Raw genomic sequence first — 23,239 nt, forward strand, 5'->3', positions numbered from 1 at the left:
AAATTGTGCATTCCTTTGTGCATTTCGTACGTTTCTGTAGAGGGTGTATCAAAATACACAAAAATGAATGTCCGCAAATATGTAGGGGCGTATCGCATACGCCCGAATACGTCTGCTTATCCATGCGGATGTTTTCAGGGCGTATGCGATACGCCCCTACATGGACTGTTTGCGAAATTCATAAATAATGCGAATCAGGAGTTAAACGTAGTTATGTTTCACAGGAGTTATCACTTCGTTCAGGAGTTAAAGGCCAATAGCTTAACTTCTGAAAGCGGTGCAAAAGGTATTGGCATCTAACTCCCAGCCCGCACTGGCGGGCGATAACTACCTATAACTCCCTTTTAACTCCTGATTGGCATAAATAGTAAATCGTAAATAGTCAAATCGTAAATCAAATGGTTTTCCATTCCTCTACCGTTCCCGTTTCGGAAGAGAAGTTCACACCTATTTTATATAAGGTGCGCGGGTCTGCTTCGTAGGGTCGGGCATAGCCCTTCGCCTCTATCTGCGCCAGGGCTTCGTCCGCCGTGCCGTCGCGCTTGAACTCGAAGATGTAGATGTAATCGTCCGTCTCCACGATGCAGTCGGCACGTCCCTGGCTCTGCTCCTTTTCGGTATAGACTGTGTAGACGCTTATCAGGCGGAAGATAAGGTAAAGCGTATAGTGGAAGAAACGTTCCTTCTCCGCCTCGTCTTTCTTGCTGCGCATCGAATAGGGGATACTGGCGAGAAAGGATGTGAACAGCTTACGGAGCTGCTCCAAGTCACCTGCTTCCAAAGCGTCCAGCACGTCCTGTATCCAGCTGTCCACGCTTTCTTTCGGCTTCAAGTAACTGGATGCCACCATGGAAACAAAACCGTTCTTCACCTCATTGTTCGGGAAATCGAGCAGGAACGTACCCCGGCGGAGGTTGTAGTCCTTAATAGTCAGATATCCGCTTTGGTAAATCATGGGCAGGGGTTTCTCCACATCCGCCTTGTAATCGACAAACTCTTCGGGACGATAATAGCGTCCGGTCAGTTCGTTCAGGTCTTCTTGTGTATGGTTCAGCAGGCGGACAAGGTAAGTAGGCGTACCGCTGGCAAACCAGTAATCACGTAGCTGCAGCATAGAAAAAGTGTTCAGCAGGCTGAATGGATTGTATACGCCTGTCAGGTTATCGCTGAAATGATATCCATCATACTGGCGCTTCAATATCATTTTCATGCCTTCGGGAGTAGTCCGACATTTTTTTGCCAGCGTTTCGATAGGCTCGGCAAAATAATGTTCCAACTCCTCCTGCGTGATGCCGCACAAAGTTTCATACTGGGAAGCCATACTGATATCTGCCGGCTGGTTGAACCCGCTGAACACGCTTACCTGCGAGAACTTGGTCACACCCGTCAATAGGACAAACTGCAGGTCTTCATCGGCTGACTTAAATGTCGAATAGAATCCTTTTAGGACTTCCCGGTGCCAGTCTTCCAACAGACGTTCTTTTCCGTCTATCGTAGTCTTATAGCCCGTATCCAGCACATCGAGTATCGGCTTGTCGTATTCGTCTATCAGCACTACGCACCTTTTCCCATATCGCTTGTGAGCCTGGTGAAGCACGTAAGCGAAACGTTTGCCTATGTCCTCAAATTCCTCAGTCCGTCCGTATTCCTTTTCCCATGTACAGACCAAACCTTCCACAATATCCTCCAAACTTCCGGATTGCGTAAAGTTGGTTCCATTGAAATCAATATGAAACACAGGATATTCCGCCCATTCCGTCTCTAACTTGTCGATAGCAAGCCCACGGAAAAGCTCTTTCCTTCCCTGGAAATAACATTTCAGGGTAGACACGAGCAGGCTTTTGCCGAACCGGCGCGGGCGGCTCAGAAAATAAATCGTACCGTTTTTCACTAACTGGTAGATTAGCTCGGTCTTGTCTACATAAACAAAGCCGTCTTCAATGATTCGGTCGAAACTCTGGATTCCTATCGGATACTTCATCATGGCATAGTGGATTTGAATACAACTACAAAGAAACGATTTTATTTTGAGAATGCCAACCATTGGGTGTAGAAAATAAATCAAGCTGTAAATTTGGCATTTATGCCTTAATTTCGTTTCTTTGCATATCACTTAAAAACTTTACGCCTATGTGTTCGGAAGGGATATTCGAAAGATACATCAATTTTTATACCGATTTTGCCTTCAAGAAGCTTTTCGGTACGGAAATCAATAAAGACCTGCTTATCAGCTTTCTCAATGCCCTGTTGCATGGAAAGGAAGAAATCAAGGAGATAACCTACTTGAACGCCGAACGTCTCGGCACGCAGGAGTACGACCGCCGTGCCGTATTCGATGTGTATTGTAAGAATGAGAAAGGCGAGCACTTTATTGTGGAGATGCAGAAAGGCGAACAACAGTTCTTCAAGGACCGGAGCATATACTATTCCACTTTTGCCATTCGCGAACAGGCGCCGCGCGGAGTATGGAATTACGGGCTGAAAGGCATTTATACTATAGGCATCTTGAATTTCACCATTTATCCCGATAATACGGATTTCTATCATGAAGTAAAACTGACCGACCTCGCAACGAAAGAGGTCTTTTACGACAAGCTGACATTCATTTACTTGGAAATGCCCAAGTTTACGAAAAAGGAAAACGAGCTTGAAACGCTTTTCGACAAGTGGCTGTATGTAATCCACAACCTCGCTACGTTGATGGAGCGTCCGCAAGCCTTGCAGGAGAGGGTGTTTACCCATTTGTTCGAAGTTGCCGAGATAGCGAAATTCAACCGCAAAGAACGTTACGAGTACGAAGAAAGTCTGAAAAATTACCGCGATTGGTTTAGCGTAATGGAAACAGCCGAAAATAAAGGTATTGCGAAAGGGATAGCGAAGGGCATGGCGCAAGGCGTAGAGATAGGCGAAAAGCGCAAAGCCGTTGAAATGGCAAAACAGATGAGAACTGACGGAATGCCTGTCGAAAGCATTGCCCGCTATACAGGCTTGAGCATTGAAGAGATAGAAGAATTATAACCGGCATTAGGCATAGAATATACCTCCGAATAACTAATGAGACTGTCTCAAAATAGGATTCAGCTTTCATTTTGTTATCCAGAACGAAGGGAAGCTTCTCGAATTTTGGCAAAATCCGAAATACATGTAGAGACACAATATTTTGCGTCTTCCTTCAAATTAATTTCCGTTAAGCCACAATAAAGATAAAACTGTAGGGGCAGGGGCTGCCTACCCGAAAAACATCACCGTGAATGCATTCGGGCGAGCGAACCTCGCCCCTACAGTTTTTAATATTATCCCATAAAAAAAAGCGGCTCTTGCGAACCGCTTTTTTATTTATAGAGTAATCGGTTAAGATTATTCGCCAGTAGTATTTCTAACAATAGTAACAGATACACTGTCGTTCAACTTGTAACCCCAAGCATCAGTTACAGTTACAGGCATATCTACTGTTACAGTATTAGAGACTGCATTACCTCTGATTAAGAAGTAACCCGGTACGTATTCATCTTCTACCATAGTAGCTTTAACAGCTTCTGCTGTATTCATATAACCGTCTTTGTCTACTGATGGAATTACAGATTCGATTTGCGGGTTTTCATACCATGTTGCATTAGGTTCATTACCATTTACACCTTCTGTTGCATCTGGAACTACGCTATAATCGTTGTCGTTATAGTCATAACCCATGATGTCTTCATTGGTAATATGAGCACCCTTAACGAAGTCGTTACCGTTGATAGTGATTGTATTACCTTCTACTGGTCTTACTTCACCTTCATAAATCGGGCTCAACAAGCGCATCTGGAATGAGTATTCATTGTCACCGTCTTGAGTATACTTCCAACCTTCGAAGTTGTCTTTGGTAACATCAAGAGTAAAGGCTTTTCCATAACCATTAGCAGGTTGACCGTTTTTATCAATACCAGTGCTATTATTATTGTTGTCAAGAGTGAAATCCAAAGCGGTTATATAATCTTTACCCTTTTCGCCAAATGTAGCGGCATAAGCTTCCTCGGTACCATTGCCATCTATATCAATGTTGTTCGTCTTGAAGTAGAACAAGTCGCGTGCTCTCTTATTGTCTACAATCACTTCGTCATTGTTGATAACAACTTGAGCGTCAGATACGTATTGGCTGAAGAAGAATGTCAAGTCAACTGAAGTATAATCGTCAGTATAAGGAGTCTTCACGCCATTACCTTCATCAATTGTTACACCAGCAGCTTTATAGAAGTATGCGTTGATTACGTTATCTTCTACATAACCTTGTTTAACAGTGAACAAGTCTGCCAATGCAGGTGCATGGAATTCAACCGGAACAACGATGCTGTTCAATTTACCAGCACCATTTGCAGCAGTTGCTTGGAAGCTAACTTTAACATAGTAAGTCTTGTCGAGTTGCAGCTTGTTAGTGTTAGATGCGTTATCATTATAAGTCTTCACATCATCATTGTCAACAAGAATTCTGATGTAATTAGCATTATTTCTGTCAGCAGTAGCGCCTGCATCTTTTGTATTTTTAGCGACAATGTCAGCTTTGAATACATTGTTAGCGCCAAACAGAGATGTAGATGAAACAGCCTTCTTGCAATCTTCATCAGTGAAGAACTCATAAGTGATAGCATTAGCAGCCAAGTCTACATTTTGCATCCATTGGTTCAAATTATCACCAAGAGCAGTCTTCATTGTTGCCAAATCAATGTAGAACAAGTTATCTGTAGGATCTGCATAATTTACATTGTGGTCAATTAAGCTGTATTCTGCTGCTGCGCTGATTTCGCTATTCAATACGATTGTAACAACAGTCTTCTTAACTTCACCCTTATTTGAAACAGTGTAAATCATCAAATCAAATTCAGCAGGGATAGAAGATACATCCGGATTTTTGCCAATAGTGAATGTATGCTTGTCTTGGTCGAAGCTCAAGCCATAAACATCACAATCTGATTTATCAGCAGTCAAGTACATATCATACAATGCTGATGCTTCAACAGCCTCTACTTTGTATGCTTTATTAGTCTTGAAAGTAATATTTTGATCATCTTTTCCAGTTAAAGTAGGTAACCACTCATAATCCGATTTGTATGGTCCTGTTACTCCGTCAACAGTTACTTGTGCTTCTTCAATCTTGAAATCGAATGTCTTATCATCATCTTCACTTTCACCTTTGATATAAAGGTCTGTCAAATCTTGCGGGTCAATAGCTTTTACATTCAATTCATATTTGCTACGGAATGCATTATTCGCATTTACAGCAAATACAGCGCTTCCAGCATCTGTAACAGCTTTCCATGTAGCTTCGTTTTGATTGCCTGCTACTGTTTGATTAGCCATCGAGAGAACCCACAATCCGTTACCTGCAACAGTGGCACGACCGTTTGCTTGATTTGCATCCATCGGACCGTCACCATTCGGATCGCCAACAGCATTTAATACGACAGGATTCAAGTTTTCATTCTTCGTATTAGTCAGATAGAATTGGATATTTTCAGCCGGAACATCTACCGGATCAATACGCAAATCAACTGATGTCGGAGAAGAATAAATATATGAACCGTTAGCCGGAATAGTTTTGTTACCCATCCAATCAGAAGCAGATTTGATTTCATCTTTCACGCTGTTAGTAGGAGTGAAAGTAAACTTCTCATGTGAGATTAAGAAATCGTTTGCGTCAATGGTTATAGCAGCATTATTATATTCAAATTTCTTTTCGATAGCAGATGAGAACAGTGTTCCATTTTGTTTCAGCTTATCTCCCAGTGTCAATTCCGTAATAGCCGAAGCAGCAGAGGGCAACTTAACAGTCTGAGATTCACCATTAGCGTTTACGATAGTGAAAGTATAGCCTTCAGCTTCGCTACCCGATACAGTAACACCTGATACGGGGATCTTAGTGTCGGTATATTCACCGTCTTCACCCAAAACTTCCCATGTGCCGTTTGCGCCTTTCTTAACCAAGCCGACTTCAACTTCAGCTTCGGTCGGAGTCTTAGTAGTGTAATATCCGGTACCTTCGCCGTTGATGATTACTTCACCGTCTTCGCCGATAGTTACAGTTTGAGAAGCTTCTCCGCTTTCAGTTTCTACAGTGATCGGAGTAGTAGAGCCGTCACTGAAAGTAAAGGTAATGACATTTCCGTTTCCTGACACAGCGGTAACATATTTACCTTTCTGAACAGCATTCTGCAATTCAGTGATTGCGCTCTTCAAATCAGTAATTTCCGTGCGCAGACCGTTGATGTCATCATCATAGTCTTTACAAGAGGTAAAAGTTCCTGCCGAAGCGAACAGAAGCGCTCCGAACAGCAGTGCACTTAAATACTTTTTTCTCATAACAAAATAAATTTAATTTATAAATTAAAAAACTCAAATCGTTCTAACTCAAGTCGTTATAAACAATTCCAATAGCCTGCTTTTCTTCTCGAAACCCCTCTGGTCAGTATTCGCGCCGATAACTGAACCGGCTTCTTTAATGTGTTGATAATGAATGATATGCAATTTGCGATTTAAGGTTTTATAACAGAACGGCGCAAATCTGTGCCGGTTTCGTAATCTGAAAATGCGTAAAGAATTGTGAAACAGAGGGTTAATATCGGCTATTTTATGCGATGAGATATAGTTAAAAATGTACAAAACGATTATTCTGAAACATGTTGTAGAACAGGGATATGCTCTAAATATTGCATGAGAAACGAACGGTGCAGATAGTTGTGATGCCCGATGCATATAGTTGTACTGGGGCATCGCATGTAAGTAGGGAAATTGCTCTAACCCCTTTGCGGGCAATAAAAAAGAGTGCATCATTTTCCGATGCACTCTTTTTCAAATAATGGTTTTAGGAGGCGCGGCTATTTATTCAGCCTCCAGGTAAATCCGTCTTTTGTATCTTTTACCTCGAAACCTAATGCAGCAAGGCTATCGCGAATCTTATCACTTGTTGCCCAGTCTTTGTTGGCTTTGGCTTTCATGCGTTCTTCCAGCAACATGTCTACCACCTTGCTGAAGGCTTCCTCGCGGGCGGCATTGTTCTCACCTTCTGCCTTCAATCCCAGAATATCGAACGCGAACAGGTGGAATACGCTCTTCAGTTCCTCCAAGTCGGCGGCACTGATGGTCGCTTTCTTATCAAGTACGGTGTTAATCATGCGGATGCCGTCGAAGAGGTGCGAGATGACAATCGGTGTGTTCAGGTCATCGTTCATCGCTTCGTAGCATTTCTCACGCAAGCCGGCAGGTTCGATACCTGAAGTAGAAGCGGACGGCGTGATGCGCTCGAGGTTCTTGATGCCTTCCAGCAGGCGTTCCAAGCCCTTCTCGGCTGCTTGCAGGGCTTCGTTGCTGAAGTCCACCGTGCTGCGGTAATGCGCTTGCAGGATGAAGAAACGGATGGTCATCGGTGAATACGCTTGGGCAAGGAGCTTGTTCGAGCCGGTAAAGAACTCTTCGAGCGTAATGAAATTACCCAACGATTTGCCCATCTTCTGCCCGTTGATGGTAATCATGTTGTTGTGCATCCAATAGCGTACCATGGGATGTCCTTCGGAAGCCACGGCTTGCGCGATTTCGCATTCGTGGTGCGGGAAGATAAGGTCCATGCCTCCTCCGTGTATATCGAATGTCTCGCCCAGATACTTGCGTCCCATCGCGGTACATTCGCAATGCCAGCCGGGGAAACCGTCGCTCCATGGCGAAGGCCAGCGCATGATGTGTTCGGGCTGGGCGCATTTCCACAGGGCGAAGTCGGCTGGGTTATGCTTTTCCTGTTGCCCGTCCAGTTCGCGGGTGGTGTTGATAACATCATCCAGGTTGCGTCCCGAAAGCACGCCATAATGGTGGTCTTTGTTGTATTTTGCCACATCGAAGTACACCGAACCTTGGCTTTCGTAGGCATATCCGTTTTTCAGGATTTCCTCTACCAGCTTGATTTGCTCGATGATGTGTCCCGAAGCGTGCGGCTCGATGCTGGGTGGAAGCACATTGAGGGCTTCCATCGCCTTGTGGTAGCGGAGCAGGTAATACTGCACCACCTCCATCGGCTCCAGCTGTTCCAGCCGTGCTTTCTTGGCAATTTTGTCTTCTCCTTCATCGGCATCGTGCTCCAGATGGCCCACATCGGTAATGTTGCGTACATAACGCACTTTATAGCCCAGATGTTGCAGGTAACGGAACAGGATATCAAAGGTAATGGCAGGACGTGCGTGTCCCAAATGAGGGTCTCCGTAAACGGTAGGACCGCATACATACATTCCCACGTGAGGGGCGTGCAAAGGAACAAAAGGTTCCTTCCGGCGGCTCAACGTATTGTAAATAATCAGTTTATTTTCCATAATCGTCTTTATTTGATAGGGCTACAAAAGTAGCTAAAAAGGGAATAGCAGCCAAAAAGCAAGCCTATTTTATTTCACCAGGATGATGCCGCCTTCGGGCTGGAGCGTCACTTTCACCTTTTCCGGACGTTTGATTTCCATGTCTTCCTGTTGTGGGGCACGGTCCTTGGTGTCCGAATAGTAAGATATTTTATCGCCTTTCCGGCACATCGGGAGATTCAGTTCCAGCTTCAACGGTTCCTTCCCGGCATTGATACCGGCGATGTACCAGCGGTCGGCATGCCGGCGTGCCAGTACCACGTATTTGCCCGGATAGCCGTCGAGGAATACCGTTTCGTCCCATGTAGTAGGCACTTCACGCAGGAAGTCGAGTGCCAGTTGGGGGGCATCGGTCAGGTTATTGGGCGTAATGGCGAAGTTCTGTATCGGGTTTTGGAAGAGGACTGCCGTGGCAAGCTGGAAGATGTCGGTGGTCTTGCGGACGCTTCCTCCGTCGTTCGTGCGGTTATAGCGCTTGTTCAGGAAGGTGCCGCCGAACTCCATACAGCCCACGGTATTGCGGATGAACGGATGCAGGCAGGCATTGAAGGCTTCCATGTCATCGAAATGTTGCTGGAATACCAGGTTCTCCGAAGCCAGTACCGCTTCGCTTCCCACGTAGTTGGGATACATGCGTTCCCAGCCGCGCGGCAGGGTGCAGCCGTGGAAGATAACCATCAGGCCGTAGTCGTCCGCATCGCTCAGGATGGCTTCGTACAGGCGCATGGTTTCTTGCTTGTCGCCTCCGAAGAAGTCTACCTTGATGCCTTTCACGCCAATCTTCTTCAACCATTTCATTGCCTTTTTACGCACGATCGGATTGTCCATTTGGTTGGTCGGGCTTTGTACGATATCGTTCCAATAGCCGCTGGAACTGTACCACAAGAATACATCTACGTGTTTGGAGTGCGCATAGGCTACAAGTTCTTCCATCTTTTCATATCCGATATTCACGTCCCATGCGCAATCTATCAATACATATTGGAATCCCATTGCCGAAGCAAGGTCGATGAAACGCACTTGGTCCTCGTAATTGATGCTGGCGTCTTGCCATACAATCCAGCTCCAGGTTCCTTTTCCGTATTGATAGTCATGTTCCGACGTAAAGCGTGGCTCTACTACGTCCCAAGGCACAGTGGTCTCTACAATCGGCTTCAGGTCATCTCCCACCGTGACGGTGCGCCAAGGAGTGACGCCCGGAAGTGCCAGCCCCGGTGCTACGGTGCCGTTTCCGTTGTTTTCTTCGGGCATGGGGAAGGCGATGGTGAAGCGTCCTTCGGTATCGGCATCGCTCAGGTGCGAAGCGCAATATCTGGAATCTACTCCGGTTTCGCTCACCAGTACCCAACCGTCATTCCCGATGCGGAACAAGCCGGGGAAGGTGAATCCCCGTCCGTATTGCGAACGCTGGGTGAGGGGAGCGTCGGGTGTGTATTCTTCTTCGTAGCTGGGTTTGGTGCGTTTCCAGCCTATCATCGGGTCGCTTTGCGGGCAGAGGAACGTGGTGGTGTACGAGGGGAAGTCGAATCCTGTTGCCTCTTGCTGGATGACGATGCTCCCGGTATCGCCGTAACGGGGGATTTCGTAGCGGAAAGCTACATCGTTATTGCTCACCCGGAACGTGATGTCGATGGGCTTCTTGTCGGCGTTTTGAAGCGTTACGGTCAGTTCGTTCGCCCGATAATCCACTTTCGAGCGTTTGATGCGGTCCATCGTATAGCTTTCTTCGATGCTCCGGGTCTTTTGCCCCGTATATGCCATGCCTTTGCTGAAATCGCCTACATTCGAGACAAAGCCTAACGGAGAGTCCTCCAACATCGTTTTGCCTTTGTAAGTCACTGAATAAAACGGTATTCCTTCGTTTACCGATACATCTACTTTCAGCAGGTTGTCCGGACCGGATACCGTAGCTTGTTGCGCCCAGGCGGAAGACATGCCCAGGGCGAAGAGGAGTAAAAATGCCTGTTTTCTCATTTTGCTAAAGGTGTTAATTGATAAGTTGCATTGCGATGCAAAAATACAAAAATCCCTTAACCACCCAAGCTAAATCTATTAATAGATGTTATAAAGCAGCTTTTTCCTGCCGGATTATTTGCAGGTATCAGAAAAGTCCGTACATTTGCAATGTGTTTTTCATAGTATTAGATTTAAGGTTAACAAAGGTTGGAGTACAGCGGTACTCCTTTTTTTATGTCCGTACGTTATGGAGAAGGAAAAAGACAAGCGCGTGTTATTGGGAATGAGCGGAGGAACGGATAGCTCGGTGGCAGCTATCCTCCTGCAGGATGCCGGTTATGAGGTGACCGGCGTTACATTCCGTTTTTATGAAAAAGAGGGCGATACGGCTTATCTGGACGATGCGCGTGAGCTTTGTTCCCGCCTGCATATCCCTCACATTGTTTACGATGTGCGGGAGGTTTTCCGTAAGCATATTATCACGTACTTCATCGATGAATACCTGAAAGGGCGCACGCCTGTACCGTGTACGCTTTGCAATAACCGCTTGAAATGGCCTTTATTGAAACGGCTTGCCGATGAGCGGGAGATTCCGTTCATTGCCTCCGGACATTACGTGCAGAAGCGTTTCATCGGGGAGCGCTGGCACATTGTGCAGGGAGCCGATCCCGATAAAGACCAGTCGTTTTTTCTCTGGGGGCTTCCGCAAGACATTATCGCGCGGATGGTGCTCCCCTTGGGAAACCTTACCAAGACCCGTGTGCGTGAAATCGCTTCCGAACGGGGCTTCCTGAAGGTGGCATCCAAGCGGGACAGCCTCGGCGTGTGTTTCTGCCCCGGAGATTACCGCACCTATCTTCGCCGGCACACGCAAGCAGGTGCAATCGTCCCCGGACCTATCTTCGACGAGCGACGCAACTATATGGGTACGCACGAGGGCTATCCGTTCTATACCATCGGACAACGCCGTGGGCTGGGCGTTTATCGGAACAAGGCCCTTTTCGTAAAGGAAATCATTCCGGAGGAGAATGCCGTTATCCTTGCCGATGACCTTCGTGCGCTGGAACATACGGCTTTCTATCTTTCGCATTGGCATCTGCCTGCTCCGGAAGTGGTATTGGGTTCGCAAGCGGAACTTATCGTGAAGATACGATACCGGAAGCAAGCCAACCGCTGCTCGGTTGTTCTTACTCCCGATAACCGTTTGCAGGTCCGCCTGCACGAACCGCTTGCTTCCATCGCCTGCGGACAAGCCGCGGCATTCTATCGGGGCGATATCGTATTGGGCGGAGGGATTATTGATAGAGTGGGGGAGTGACGTGCAGGGAAATATGACCGTCCGTATCGGCTTACGTGTACGGTTATGTAAAGCGATGCGAGCGGTCGTATCGGTTGATGTGGGCAGTTGTGTTTAAGCGCATGCCTGTTTATTGGTTTTTACGGGTGTTGATAGGGATATAAATCGTGCCTGTTTTATAGTTTCTTCAGCGTCTGCTCCACCTTCTCGAAGAAGAGCGAGATGTGTGCTCCGTCGGCAAAGGCATGGCTTACGGTCAGGGCTATCGGCATGTAGAGGCGGCCTGCACGGGTGATTGCCTTGCCTGCATTCATCAGCGGATAGTCTAAGGGATGTCCTACGGATTGCTGCGTATAAGTAGGGATATTCAGTAAATATCCTTAAATCCGCAACTCCATTCCCGAAGTGCTACCTACATAAAGAGAAATGGACTTTTGATTCGTAAGATAACCATTAAGTCCTCGCGTCCGTTTCAATGCGCATACCATCCCCTTACCCCATAAAGCGACTTGAGGCAATACGCAATCAGTGGCCATCAAGTGATGTAAATCATCCGGAAGAAGTTTTGAAGGCTTCTGCATATGCATGGTTGTCGGTGTAGATATTCAGCACACATTGCCTTGCGGTCTTAATCCACTTGGCAGGTACTGAAATGAATTTGAAGACAAACGTCTTGATACGGCTGGTTTCCTTGAGCCCGAACTTCTTCACTTCAATCCTTTGCATGATGGCCTTGTAGAAATTGCGTATCAGTGCCGTCAGGAGCAGGAACACGGTATTTTCCGCCATGAAGGATTTAGGCAGTCTGTCCCATCCAAACCCATTGTTCATGTCATCAAAGACGCGTTCCTTGCCACCGCGCATGTTATAGAACTCCACGATGTCCCTCATGGATGATTCGTAATCGTTGGTCAGGATGCAGCGGTATGTATATTCCCCCTCCCACAGGTCCGGTCCACTGCCCATGCGTCTCTGTCTCTGGATTACCAGGCGATACGGTTTGCCCTTCCACTTCTCAACGAGAATGGAGTTCAACTCAAACACGATGCCGTTTATCTCTTCCTTCTTCCACCCTCTGAGCGCGAAGATGTCATCATAGAGCGAGCAGCAGCGGTTGGCGCGTATGTAGAATGTCCTGCAATGCTTCCTGACCTCATCCACAATGTCTTCAGAGCATGAGCCGCAGTCGGCCCTGAAGCGTTTGACTGTCAGCTTCTTCTCTTCAAGTCTCTCCAAAATCCTCTTTAGCGTGTCCTTCTGGTGAAAGCGTACATTGGTGTTGCCGTCGCTGTTCTCTATGCCGACAATCATGTCGCCGATAACGGCCACACCGGACCTGTAACCAAGAAATTTCTTGTACGTGGGCTTTGCATCGTACTTCTCCGCCTCAATGAACTGGTGGTCAAAGTCAACGTCATACTCCCCGCCCTCTTTCAACTGCCCTGTGGACAACAGGCAATTCAGGAGCAATGTGTTGAGTGTGTCTGCCGTATTGAAATCATAGGACTTTCCGGCATCAGACGTGTATGAGATGTTTTCCCGGGTCAGTTCGTTTATTGCCCTAAGGATGGTGTCGGCGCTACAGGTGCGGAGTGTGGGGTGAAGGGAAAGATGACTCATTAAGTGGGCGGTGACATCCTCAACGCAAGAACCGCCGCAGAAGTAAACGCATAGGAGGGAGCGGATGATTTCGCTGTATTGATAACCATAGAGTTTGCATCTCAACCCAAGTGTTGAGTCAATTGTAGAGGAGAGAAGGGAGGTAAATTGCTCCATGATTGGAAATATGCCTCCAAAAGGAGTGAGTCTTTCGGATTTTATTGCTACCTTTGCCATGCCTGTTGCGGTTTTCTTTGTCTTTGGATTCGCAACACTAAGGTAAGTGAAAACGCTGACATGGCAAAAACCTGGGCAACAAAATGTTGCTCAGGAACTTATAAAAATAATTATCAATTATGTTGCGGAATTAAGGAATATAACAAAATTAGCCAACTAATTCATACACAATGTATTGCGAATTAGTTGGCTTTTTTGTATCTTTAGATATTCCCCCGAAAATAAGGTTTGGCAGCCAAAACGGGGGAAATACCCCAACAAAGATATGGCTAAGATACAAAATATTTCGGAAATACAGCCCACTTTGGGCTTTACAGAATTTGATGTTCTGGAAAAATATCGCAAGAGTTTTCATGAGAGTGAACTGGGCAGGCTTCACTCAGTTTTCCCGTTTGACCGTATGGCAAAAGCCATAGGCTTGTCGGAACATCGTCTTGGACGCAGGAACATTTTTAGCCCTCTGGCAAAGATTGCCCTTATGGTCCTGAAAGCCTACACCGGATTCTCCGACAGACAGCTGGTGGAACATCTCAACGGCAACCTCCACTACCAGATGTTCTGCGGAATCATGATAGATCCGGCCTTTCCCATAACCAACTACAAGATAGTCAGTGCCATCCGCAATGAGATAGCATCCCGTCTTGATATTGACTCCCTTCAGGAGATACTGGCCTCCCACTGGAAACCATATCTTGAGAACCTTCACGTGTGCATGACTGATGCCACGTGTTATGAAAGTCACATGCGTTTTCCAACAGACATGAAACTGCTTTGGGAAAGTATTGAATGGCTTTACAGGCATATCTGCCGGCATTGTATGGATCTTGGGATAAGGCGTCCCCGTAACAAATATGCGGATGTGTCAGAGTCCTATCTTTCATACTGCAAGAAAAGAAAGAGGAAAGCTTCAAGAACACGGATGCTCAAGCGCCGTATGATCAGACTCCTTGAAAAGCTCATCGTACAGAGGGATGAGATTCATAAGGAGTACGGGAGATCACTCAGATATACACAGGATTATCAGAAACGCCTTTCCATAATCAGAAAGGTTCTTGTACAGGAGAAGGAACTGTTTGAAGGCAGGAAGGTCAATGACCGCATCGTCAGCATCGACCGTCATTACGTACGTCCTATCGTAAGAGGCAAGGAAACAAAGTCTGTTGAATTCGGTGCAAAGGTTAACAACATACAGATAGACGGTATATCGTTTATCGAACACCTCTCGTTCAAGGCATTCAATGAGGGAATACGGCTGAAGGGCTGTATCCGTATGCAACAGAAACTCATGAATGTCAGGGTTAGATGTGCGGCTGGAGATTCCATATATGCCAACAATGCAAATAGAAGGTTCTGTACAAAATATGGTATATCCACTTCCTTTGTACGCAAGGGAAGGGCGGCAAAGGATGAACCCTTGAGAAAGGTTCTCAGAAGTGAACTCTCCAAAGAAAGGGCCACCCGGCTTGAAGGAAGCTTCGGTACTCAAAAGCAACACTACTCACTCGCAAGAATAAAGGCCAGGAACAGGAAGACTGAAATCCTTTGGATTTTCTTCGGAATACATACGGCAAATGCCGTACTGATGATAGACAAGGTCACGAGCAGAACAGCTAAAGCGGCATGACATGAATTTACAGACAGGAGCAGAAGAGGTCATCAGACTTCTTCCGGAACATCATGTCCAACAGATAGGATTATATGAAAAAACACAGAAAAAGGGCAATAATAATGGCATATAAAGTGATTATACTCTATCGACTTTATATGCCATCTTACTTTTTAGGGACATTTACTGAATATCCCTAAGTAATCGAGGTGAAATACAGCTTCGGTGTGGCACTGAGCAGGAAGACATCGAAATCCCCCTGCTGGGCTATCTGCTTGTCTGTTCCATACGGGTCTCCGTCTTCGGGAATAGATGTGATGATGCGCCGTGCTTCGCGGTAGAACGTATCGAAGTCGGGATGATAGGGGATACGTACGGTATAGAACGTACGTCCGGGTACGGCAATGGGGGTAATCACATCCACCGTATCATGCAGAACCACTTGCCCGTTCTTGTCCCAACGGTACCGTAACTCCTTGATTTCGTTCACCGCCCGTACGATGGCGTACAGGTAGTAAAGGAAGAACGAATGTCCTTGTGCCTTGGCATGGGCGTATGCTTCGGTGCAGTCCGCCTCGCTTGTTACGGCAATCCATGAGTTGGCGAATCCGCGGAAGAAGTTGTAGTTGTCCTTCCGTTCCCAGGTGTCGATGTGGATGATGTGTTTCATTTGTTTTTTAAAGTTTGTCTGCTGCAGTGCGGATACGTTCTGACAGGTCGAATAAAGCGTTCCGTAATTGTTCTTGTTCTTCGGGCGTAAACCCTCCTTTACCTCCGTTTCCGTCAATACCGTCTAATTTGTGATATAGCCACGAAGAAGATTTGCCAAAATAGTTACGTGCGATATCACGCCATGTTACCAGCATCAAAATGTCTGAAAGCTTTGCTTTCACATCGGTTGCCAATTCAGTACGGTTTTCTTTCACGATTGTTTCCATAATGTTATGGTTTTAGTTTCTTTCTGCTTGGGATAGTCGGAATGTACTGAGGCGGCATGTCCATCAGTTCATCGAATAACTGACGGATATACCAGTCCATTTGCGGATTCCCGTTAGGATAAGAACGTTGGTAATTGCGGATGCTCATAATCAAGTCCTCTTCCTTTTCTGTTACGATGATTTTTTTATATTTCCCCATCGGTTTATGCAAAGTTACTACGAATGTTCGTAGTAACCAAATGTTTGTTATGATTTTATGTGTTTGTCATTTGAATTTTAATGCCACTTTGTGATACGTCGGCAAATCGATGCCCAGCCGTTCGCCCAAGTCAATCATATCGAACAGCAGGCCTTGTATTTCCGATTCGTGTCCGCGGGCAAGGTCTTTCTGCATCGAGGCGGTGCTATGCGGGTCGAGCTTGTCAATGACTTTCAGGTTATACGTTACGGGGTCTTCGGGGAAGATTACACCCAGCTTGCGCCCGATTTCGGCACTTTCCTGCGATAATCCGATAAAGGTATCGCGCACCTCGCCTTCGTGCTGCACTTCGCCCATGGGCACATTGTGGTAGGCTCCGGTACATGCCATGGCGGAGATGAATGCCCACTTGATGAAGGTGTCGCGGTTGATGTCGTCCGATACGTCTACTTTGATGCCGCACGCACGCAGTTCTTCGGCTATTTGATTCAATTGTTCGCAGGAAATGCCTTGTTCAGGGCGTGCGCCGAACACCAGGCGGAAGATGCTTCCCATTTGGGTAATCTCGCCTTCTCCCGAAACAAATCCTACGATGTAGATGCATCCGTCGAGCACGTGTACTGAAGGCACAAGCCTTCCGATGCGCGGTCCGGTGCCATACACATTGAGGATAGGGATGACCAGCGTTTCGGGGGTGGAAGCACGTTCTAATACTTCCTTGATAGAGTCGATGGAATATCCTTTCACGCACACGAAAATCACATCGGCTTTTCCTTCGAATTCTTCGGCGGTATAAGCCTTCACGGGAAGAAAATGTTCGCCTTTCAAGTCTGATTTCAGGTGAAGCCCTTTTTGCCGGATGGCATCCAGGTGTTTGCCGCGTGCGATGCAGGTCACGTCTTTGCCTGCCAGAGCGAGGAATCCGGCGATAGAGCCTCCCACGCCCCCTGTTCCTACTACTAAGTATTTCATGGTGAGTTCTTAAGTTCTTGAGGTTTTCACCACAGATTACACAGATTTTATTCTATTAAAAATCAAAGAGAGACAATAATAACACTATTCTCGCTTGCCATTATTATAATAAATAGAAAAATCTGTGTAATCTGTGGTGAAAAAACGGATTACACATTAAAGCGGAAGTGCATGATGTCGCCGTCCTGCACCACGTAGTCTTTGCCCTCTACGTTCAGCTTGCCAGCCTCGCGTACAGCGGCTTCACTTCCGTATTGGATATAGTCTTCGTATTTGATGACTTCGGCACGGATGAAGCCCTTTTCGAAGTCGGTGTGGATGACGCCGGCACATTGCGGGGCTTTCCAGCCTTTGTGGTACGTCCATGCCTTTACTTCCATTTCACCGGCGGTGATAAAGGTTTCCAGATTCAGAAGCTTGTATGCCGACTTGATGAGGCGGTTCACACCCGATTCTTCCAGTCCCACTTCCTGCAGGAACATCTGGCGGTCTTCGTAGGTTTCCAGTTCGGCGATGTCGGCTTCGGTCTTGGCGGCTACTACCAGGATTTCGGCGTTCTCGTCCTTTACCGCCTCACGCACCTGCTCTACGTACTTGTTGCCTGTGGCAGCACTTGCTTCGTCTACGTTGCATACGTACATCACCGGTTTCGCCGTGAGCAGGAATAGGTCATGCGCTATTTTCTGTTCGTCTTTCGATTCGAACTGCACCGTGCGTGCCGATTTACCTTGTTCCAGTGCCTCTTTGTAGCGCACCAGTACATCATAGGTTTGTTTAGCTGCTTTGTCGCCTCCCGTTTGCGCCTGCTTCTGCACGCGTTGGATGCGGCTTTCGATGGTTTCCAGGTCTTTCAGCTGGAGTTCGGTATCGATGATTTCCTTGTCGCGTACCGGATTTACCGTACCGTCTACGTGGGTCACGTTTTCATCATCGAAGCAACGCAGCACGTGGATGATGGCATCTGTTTCGCGGATGTTCGCCAAGAACTTGTTGCCCAGTCCTTCGCCCTTGCTGGCACCTTTTACCAGTCCGGCAATATCGACGATTTCTACGGTAGTAGGTACGATGCGTCCCGGATGGACTAATTCCGCCAGTTTGTTGAGGCGTTCATCGGGCACGGTGATTACGCCTACGTTCGGTTCGATGGTACAGAAAGGGAAATTGGCTGCTTGAGCCTTTGCGTTTGATAAGCAATTGAAAAGCGTCGATTTGCCCACGTTCGGCAAACCGACGATGCCACATTGTAAAGCCATAATGATATATTGTTTTTATTGTTTTGATTTCTTGCTTGTTTCAACGGGCAAAGGTAGTCATTTCTTTTGGCATATCGGGCAGGGCACTCCGATTATTTACATAGAAGCCTCTTATTATCGGACATCTGGTAATAGGATTTTCGCCCATTCAGACACTTCGGTCACATACATTTTCTTTAATTCGCCATTGACCAAGCGGAATTGAAGTTTGGCATCTTCGCCGTCTATGGAATTGTCGTACACATAGAGGCGGTCCACAATCGGCGCTACGGTCTTGCAATTTTCTATAGACTTGAAATAGCGTGAAATGATTTTAGTGATGGGCACGTCATGTCCCCCTTTCATCACTCTGTTGGCAATCCTTGCCGCATTGATAGAGGGGTGTGAAGTCGAGATAAAGAATAAACGGATAAAGAAGCCTTGCCGTTTGGCTTTAATGATGAATGCGACTTTATCTTCGGCAGACATTACGGTCTCAAACACAAAGTTTTTTCTTTCTGATAAACATGTTTCTCGTAGCTCGGCGCAATAATTAGCTGCTTTTAGTACAGCTTCCGGTGAGTTCCAGTCGCCATATTTATCTTTAGCCACTTCGTCCGGATTGATGTATAGCGTGCCTTCCGCCCATTCGTGATGCAGGAACTTTTGAGTGACGGATGTCTTGCCTGAGCCATTAGGTCCGGCTATTACAATCATTTCCGGTAAGCGTTTATTTGTGTCCATTCCGTATGTTTTCTATGTCTTTCGCCCATTTTGCTTGTTTTGTCAAAACGTTTTGCCACATTTGCATGAAATGCTCCTCCGTCGCCTTTTGGTTGCTCGTTCTTGCTTCCTCGGCAACTTCCCTCATGATTTGTTCCAGCATTTCGTCCGTAGGCTCCTGCTCCGGACTGAAGCGGTATGCGTTTAATTCTTTCTCTGACATGATTGAGGTATTACGTTAGGGTGCAAATATAGTCATTTCTTTTGGCATATCGGCACACCTCTGATATTTGTTATGCAAAATTTACTTGCATCATCTTAACGATAACCGTCAGCATCGGTTTGAATGCATTCCGGCAAAGTTATTTTGGAGAGTTGGTTAATGAATAATCTGTTTGCAGCCTATATCTTTTTATGTTCTTCATATCGAGAACGTATGTTTTTGATATGGAGAACATACGTTCTTGATATGGAAAACGTACGTTCTCGATATGGAGAACGTAAAAGTATGTGAGCTGGCTTGGGGAATATAGCTTGTCGCGATAAGGAAGATATATGGGTAAAACGATAAAAGGATTTGCCGATTACTTACAAATCGTAACTTGATGTGTTCTGTTATGGTATGAATTTATACTTTGAGAATGCTAAAACAAAAAAGAGGCACTTCCTCGCGAGGCGCCTCTTTTGAATTGTTGAGAGTTTATGAAAATATGTTTATTTATGTGCTGTTTATTGTTGTACCGTTACTGTCATTTCCGGAACAAGGATGAAGTCTTTTTTGCTCTTATTCCACTTGTAGTATTCAATAGTTACATCGTTTCCTGTATATGAATACTTGATACACATGTGGTTACGCCAATCGTTTCTGGCTGCGTCCCACTTCATCAATGTGCTTTCGATAACTTGTTTATTGTCGTTGTATTTATAGTTATACTTTTCGTAATTGGTAAGGATGCCTTCGTTCATCTTGTAAACGGTTTCCGACATCTTAACGCCATTTACTTCTTCGGTGTTATAAATCAAGTTCGCTTCCGGTGTGTTAGCGGAAATTGTAAGGTTAGCTACGAAAATGCAAGCTACAACAAATACACTCTTTAAAAAATTCATTGCTTTCATATCTTTAAGTTTTTAAGGGTTTACTATCTTTTTGTTCTTAATCACAATGCAAAGGTAGTGAAACTTTTGATATGAACTAACATTTCGGCTAAATTTTTTCTTGATATTAGCAAAATGTTACCAAATAAAGATATGTTAACAATCTGCTTCTCTTAGTGTGCTTCCAGCCAATTCTTACCCCAACCACAGTCTGCAAGCAAAGGAACTTTCATTTTGTAAGCACTCTCCATTTCGGCTATCACAATCTGTTGCACTTTTTCTTTTTCTTCGGGCACAACGCTGAAGTTGAGTTCATCGTGTACCTGAAGTATCATTTTCGAGCGGATTCCCTCTTCGCGGAAGCGGCGGTAGATACGTATCATGGCTACTTTGATGATATCGGCGGCACTGCCTTGGATAGGGGCATTGATGGCATTACGCTCGGCATATCCGCGTACTACGGCATTGCGAGAGTTGATGTCGGGCAGGTAGCGGCGCCGGCGGAACACGGTTTCGATATATCCCTTCTGGCGTGCAGCCTGTATGCTGCTGTCCATATATTCCTTAACATGGGGATAGTTTTCGAAATAACCGTCTATCAATTCCTTGGCTTCCTTGCGGTCGATGCCGAGACGTTCGGCAAGCCCGAAGACGGAGATGCCGTAGATGATGCCGAAGTTGGCGGTCTTCGCCTTGCTCCGTTGCTCGCGGGTGACATCTTCCAGCTTCTCTTTATATATCTTGGCGGCGGTGGCGGCATGGATGTCTTGATTGGCACGGAAGGCTTCTATCATGTGCGGGTCTCCGCTAAGGTGTGCCATGATGCGCAGTTCGATTTGAGAATAGTCCGCTGAAAAGAACTCACATCCTTCATCGGGGATGAATGCCTTGCGGATTTCCTTTCCGTCTTCGTTGCGCACGGGGATGTTCTGCAAGTTGGGGTTGCTGGAACTAAGGCGTCCGGTAGCGGTTACGGTCTGGTTGAACGATGTGTGGATGTGTCCGGTTTCGGGGTTGATGAGCTGGGGTAAGGCATCGATGTAGGTACCGAGAAGTTTTTTTAAGCCGCGGTGCTCTAAAATCTTCTCTACGATTTCGTGCTTTCCTTTCAGGCTCTCCAACACTTCTTCAGAGGTGACATATTGCCCAGTTTTGGTCTTCTTGGGCTTGTCTACGATTTTCAGGCGGTCAAATAACACTTCGCCTACTTGCTTGGGAGAGGCAATGTTGAATTCTACCCCAGCCAAACGGTGCACTTCTTCTTCTATCTGGTTCATGCGGGCGGTAAAGTGGCGTGAGGTTTCCTTCAGAGCTTCGGTGTCGATGCGCACGCCGTTGCGTTCCATATAGGCAAGTACGGGCACGAGCGGCATTTCGATGTCGCAGAAGAGGGCTTCGGCATCGTTTTGCTTCAATTCCTTTTCCAGCACGTTTTTCAGTTTCAGCGTGACATCGGCATCTTCGCACGCGTACCTATATATATTAGCAGGATCGAGGTCGCGCATATTCTTCTGGTTCTTTCCTTTCGGGCCGATGAGTTCTTCTATTTTGATGGTTTCGTAGTGCAGGTAGATTTCGGCAAGGTAGTCCATTCCGTGATGCAGTTCGGGTTGGAGCACATAGTGGGCTATCATTGTGTCGAACATGGGTCCTTGTATCTCTACGCCGTAGTTTGCCAATACCAGCATGTCATATTTGATGTTCTGTCCCACTTTTAAAGTCTGTGGGTTTTCGAATACCGGTTTGAATTTGTCCACGATGCGTTGCGCTTCGGTGCGGTCGGCAGGGACAGGAACATAGAATGCCTGGTTTTCGGCATACGCGAAGCTCATTCCCACCAGTTCGGCACGTATCGGGTCGGTTCCGGTGGTCTCTGTATCCAGACTGAGAATGGGCTGTGTAAGGATATTTTGTAATAATTGGTCTTCTTTTTCTTCTGTATCAATCAGTTGGTAGTCGAAAACAAGGTCGTCAAGCTTCGTGAGATTTGAATTTTCGGAAGCTTCCGTACTCTCGGGCGTAAAAAATCCAAAGAGATCGCCTTGCGCGGAGGGTGGGGGAGTGGCGGTTTTTTTATCAGTTCCCAATACACGCTCTAAAAGGCTCCGGAACTCCAATTCTTCGAATATCCGCTTGAGTTCATCCTTGTCCGGTTCCTCACGTTTCAGCCCGTCCATGTCGAGAGCGATGGGTACGTCGGTCTTGATGGTGGCAAGAAATTTGGAGAACAGGATTTGTTCGCGGTTGGTTTCCACTTTCGTCTTGATGGCTCCTTTCAGTTCGCCGGTATGGTCGAGCAGATTCTCGATGCTTCCGAACTGGGCAATCAGCTTTTGTGCGGTTTTTTCCCCTACGCCCGGACAACCGGGGATGTTGTCGGCGGTATCGCCCATCAGTCCCAACATGTCGATGACCTGTGCAGGAGACTGTATGTCGAATTTGGCTTTGACTTCTTCGACTCCCATTACTTCAAACTCCTTGTCGCCGTATTTGGGGCGGTACATAAAGACGTTGTCCGATACCAGCTGGCCGTAGTCTTTATCGGGGGTCATCATATAAGTACGTATGCCTTGGCGTCCGGCTTCGGTGGCAAGGGTGCCGATGACATCGTCTGCCTCGTATCCGGATACTTCGAGGATGGGGATGCGGTAGGCGCGTATGATGTCTTTTATGATAGGTACGGAAAGCCGGATTACTTCCGGCGTTTCCTCACGCTGGGCTTTGTATTGCTGGTAAGCCTCGTGCCGGAAGGTGGGTCCGGCAGGATCGAACGCGATGCCGATGTGTGTGGGCTGTTCTTTTTTCAATACATCTTCCAAGGTATTGACGAATCCCATAATGGCGGAAGTATTGAATCCTTTCGAATTAATACGCGGATTTTTGATGAAAGCATAATACGCCCGGTAAATTAAAGCGTACGCATCCAGTAGAAATAGTTTCTCCATTCGTGTAAAAATATTAATGTTTTGAATGTAAAAGTACAAAAAAACGCCGTATTTCAACGTTTTATTATTAC

16 protein-coding genes and 2 pseudogenes are annotated in these 23,239 nt (G+C 46.4%); 3 read left to right on the forward strand and 15 right to left on the reverse strand.

Annotated elements, in window-relative coordinates:
• Window positions 1-394 precede the first annotated feature (394 nt).
• A complete protein-coding gene (locus BACSA_RS11890) occupies window positions 395-1,981 on the reverse strand; it encodes an ATP-binding protein (RefSeq protein WP_041584392.1) in 1,587 nt (528 codons plus the stop codon).
• Between the two features lie 149 nt (window positions 1,982-2,130).
• Here BACSA_RS11890 and BACSA_RS11895 point away from each other — a divergent pair, with 149 nt between their 5' ends.
• Window positions 2,131-3,018 carry an Rpn family recombination-promoting nuclease/putative transposase gene (locus BACSA_RS11895; protein WP_013618342.1) on the forward strand — a complete coding sequence of 296 codons (888 nt, stop codon included), beginning with the start codon at window positions 2,131-2,133 and terminating at the stop codon, window positions 3,016-3,018.
• Between the two features lie 339 nt (window positions 3,019-3,357).
• On the opposite strand, the gene BACSA_RS11900 is transcribed toward BACSA_RS11895, so the two are convergent.
• The 3 genes from BACSA_RS11900 to BACSA_RS11910 form a co-directional block, all read right to left on the reverse strand.
• A complete protein-coding gene (locus BACSA_RS11900; RefSeq protein ID WP_013618343.1) occupies window positions 3,358-6,336 on the reverse strand; it encodes a hypothetical protein in 2,979 nt (992 codons plus the stop codon).
• Between the two features lie 515 nt (window positions 6,337-6,851).
• Window positions 6,852-8,330 carry a cysteine--tRNA ligase gene (gene cysS / locus BACSA_RS11905; RefSeq protein ID WP_013618345.1) on the reverse strand — a complete coding sequence of 493 codons (1,479 nt, stop codon included), beginning with the start codon at window positions 8,328-8,330 and terminating at the stop codon, window positions 6,852-6,854.
• A 69-nt stretch (window positions 8,331-8,399) separates the two neighbouring features.
• A complete protein-coding gene (locus tag BACSA_RS11910) occupies window positions 8,400-10,343 on the reverse strand; it encodes a glycoside hydrolase family 97 protein (RefSeq protein WP_013618346.1) in 1,944 nt (647 codons plus the stop codon).
• A gap of 166 nt (window positions 10,344-10,509) precedes the next feature.
• Between BACSA_RS11910 and mnmA the strand changes: the two genes are divergently transcribed.
• Window positions 10,510-11,643 carry a tRNA 2-thiouridine(34) synthase MnmA gene (mnmA, locus tag BACSA_RS11915; RefSeq protein WP_262501259.1) on the forward strand — a complete coding sequence of 378 codons (1,134 nt, stop codon included), beginning with the start codon at window positions 10,510-10,512 and terminating at the stop codon, window positions 11,641-11,643.
• A gap of 155 nt (window positions 11,644-11,798) precedes the next feature.
• On the opposite strand, the pseudogene BACSA_RS19930 reads toward mnmA, so the two are convergent.
• Window positions 11,799-11,981 (reverse strand): annotated as a pseudogene (locus tag BACSA_RS19930) (chloramphenicol acetyltransferase); the annotation flags it as partial.
• 190 nt (window positions 11,982-12,171) lie between these two features.
• Window positions 12,172-13,458: an IS1380-like element IS615 family transposase gene (locus BACSA_RS11920; protein WP_007567149.1), complete on the reverse strand. Its 1,287-nt coding sequence runs from the start codon at window positions 13,456-13,458 to the stop codon at window positions 12,172-12,174.
• A gap of 265 nt (window positions 13,459-13,723) precedes the next feature.
• On the opposite strand from BACSA_RS11920, the gene BACSA_RS11925 reads away from it, so the two are divergent.
• On the forward strand, window positions 13,724-15,082 hold the full coding sequence (locus BACSA_RS11925) for a transposase (protein WP_013616616.1): 1,359 nt from the start codon (window positions 13,724-13,726) through the stop codon (window positions 15,080-15,082).
• 181 nt (window positions 15,083-15,263) lie between these two features.
• On the opposite strand, the pseudogene BACSA_RS11930 reads toward BACSA_RS11925, so the two are convergent.
• The 9 genes and pseudogenes from BACSA_RS11930 to polA form a co-directional block, all read right to left on the reverse strand.
• Window positions 15,264-15,734 (reverse strand): annotated as a pseudogene (locus BACSA_RS11930) (CatA-like O-acetyltransferase); the annotation flags it as partial.
• A 7-nt stretch (window positions 15,735-15,741) separates the two neighbouring features.
• A complete protein-coding gene (locus BACSA_RS11935) occupies window positions 15,742-16,002 on the reverse strand; it encodes a DUF5053 domain-containing protein (RefSeq protein WP_013618350.1) in 261 nt (86 codons plus the stop codon).
• 4 nt (window positions 16,003-16,006) lie between these two features.
• Entirely contained in the window at window positions 16,007-16,201 is a 195-nt protein-coding gene (locus BACSA_RS11940; RefSeq protein ID WP_013618351.1) for a hypothetical protein, read from the reverse strand.
• Between the two features lie 66 nt (window positions 16,202-16,267).
• Entirely contained in the window at window positions 16,268-17,173 is a 906-nt protein-coding gene (locus BACSA_RS11945; RefSeq protein WP_013618352.1) for a ketopantoate reductase family protein, read from the reverse strand.
• 149 nt (window positions 17,174-17,322) lie between these two features.
• A complete protein-coding gene (gene ychF, locus BACSA_RS11950; protein ID WP_013618353.1) occupies window positions 17,323-18,426 on the reverse strand; it encodes a redox-regulated ATPase YchF in 1,104 nt (367 codons plus the stop codon).
• Window positions 18,427-18,540: 114 nt separating this feature from the next.
• Window positions 18,541-19,149 carry a zeta toxin family protein gene (locus BACSA_RS11955; protein WP_013618354.1) on the reverse strand — a complete coding sequence of 203 codons (609 nt, stop codon included), beginning with the start codon at window positions 19,147-19,149 and terminating at the stop codon, window positions 18,541-18,543.
• Entirely contained in the window at window positions 19,136-19,351 is a 216-nt protein-coding gene (locus BACSA_RS11960) for a hypothetical protein (protein ID WP_013618355.1), read from the reverse strand. The genes BACSA_RS11955 and BACSA_RS11960 overlap by 14 nt, the downstream gene beginning before the upstream one ends.
• Before the next feature lie 506 nt (window positions 19,352-19,857).
• On the reverse strand, window positions 19,858-20,244 hold the full coding sequence (locus BACSA_RS11965) for a DUF3836 domain-containing protein (protein WP_013618356.1): 387 nt from the start codon (window positions 20,242-20,244) through the stop codon (window positions 19,858-19,860).
• A gap of 152 nt (window positions 20,245-20,396) precedes the next feature.
• Window positions 20,397-23,168, reverse strand: a complete 2,772-nt coding sequence (gene polA / locus BACSA_RS11970) for a DNA polymerase I (RefSeq protein ID WP_013618357.1) — start codon at window positions 23,166-23,168, stop codon at window positions 20,397-20,399.
• Between the last annotated feature and the right edge of the window lie 71 nt (window positions 23,169-23,239).

It is taken from the genome of Phocaeicola salanitronis DSM 18170 (assembly GCF_000190575.1).
GTDB classification, from domain to species: domain Bacteria; phylum Bacteroidota; class Bacteroidia; order Bacteroidales; family Bacteroidaceae; genus Phocaeicola; species Phocaeicola salanitronis.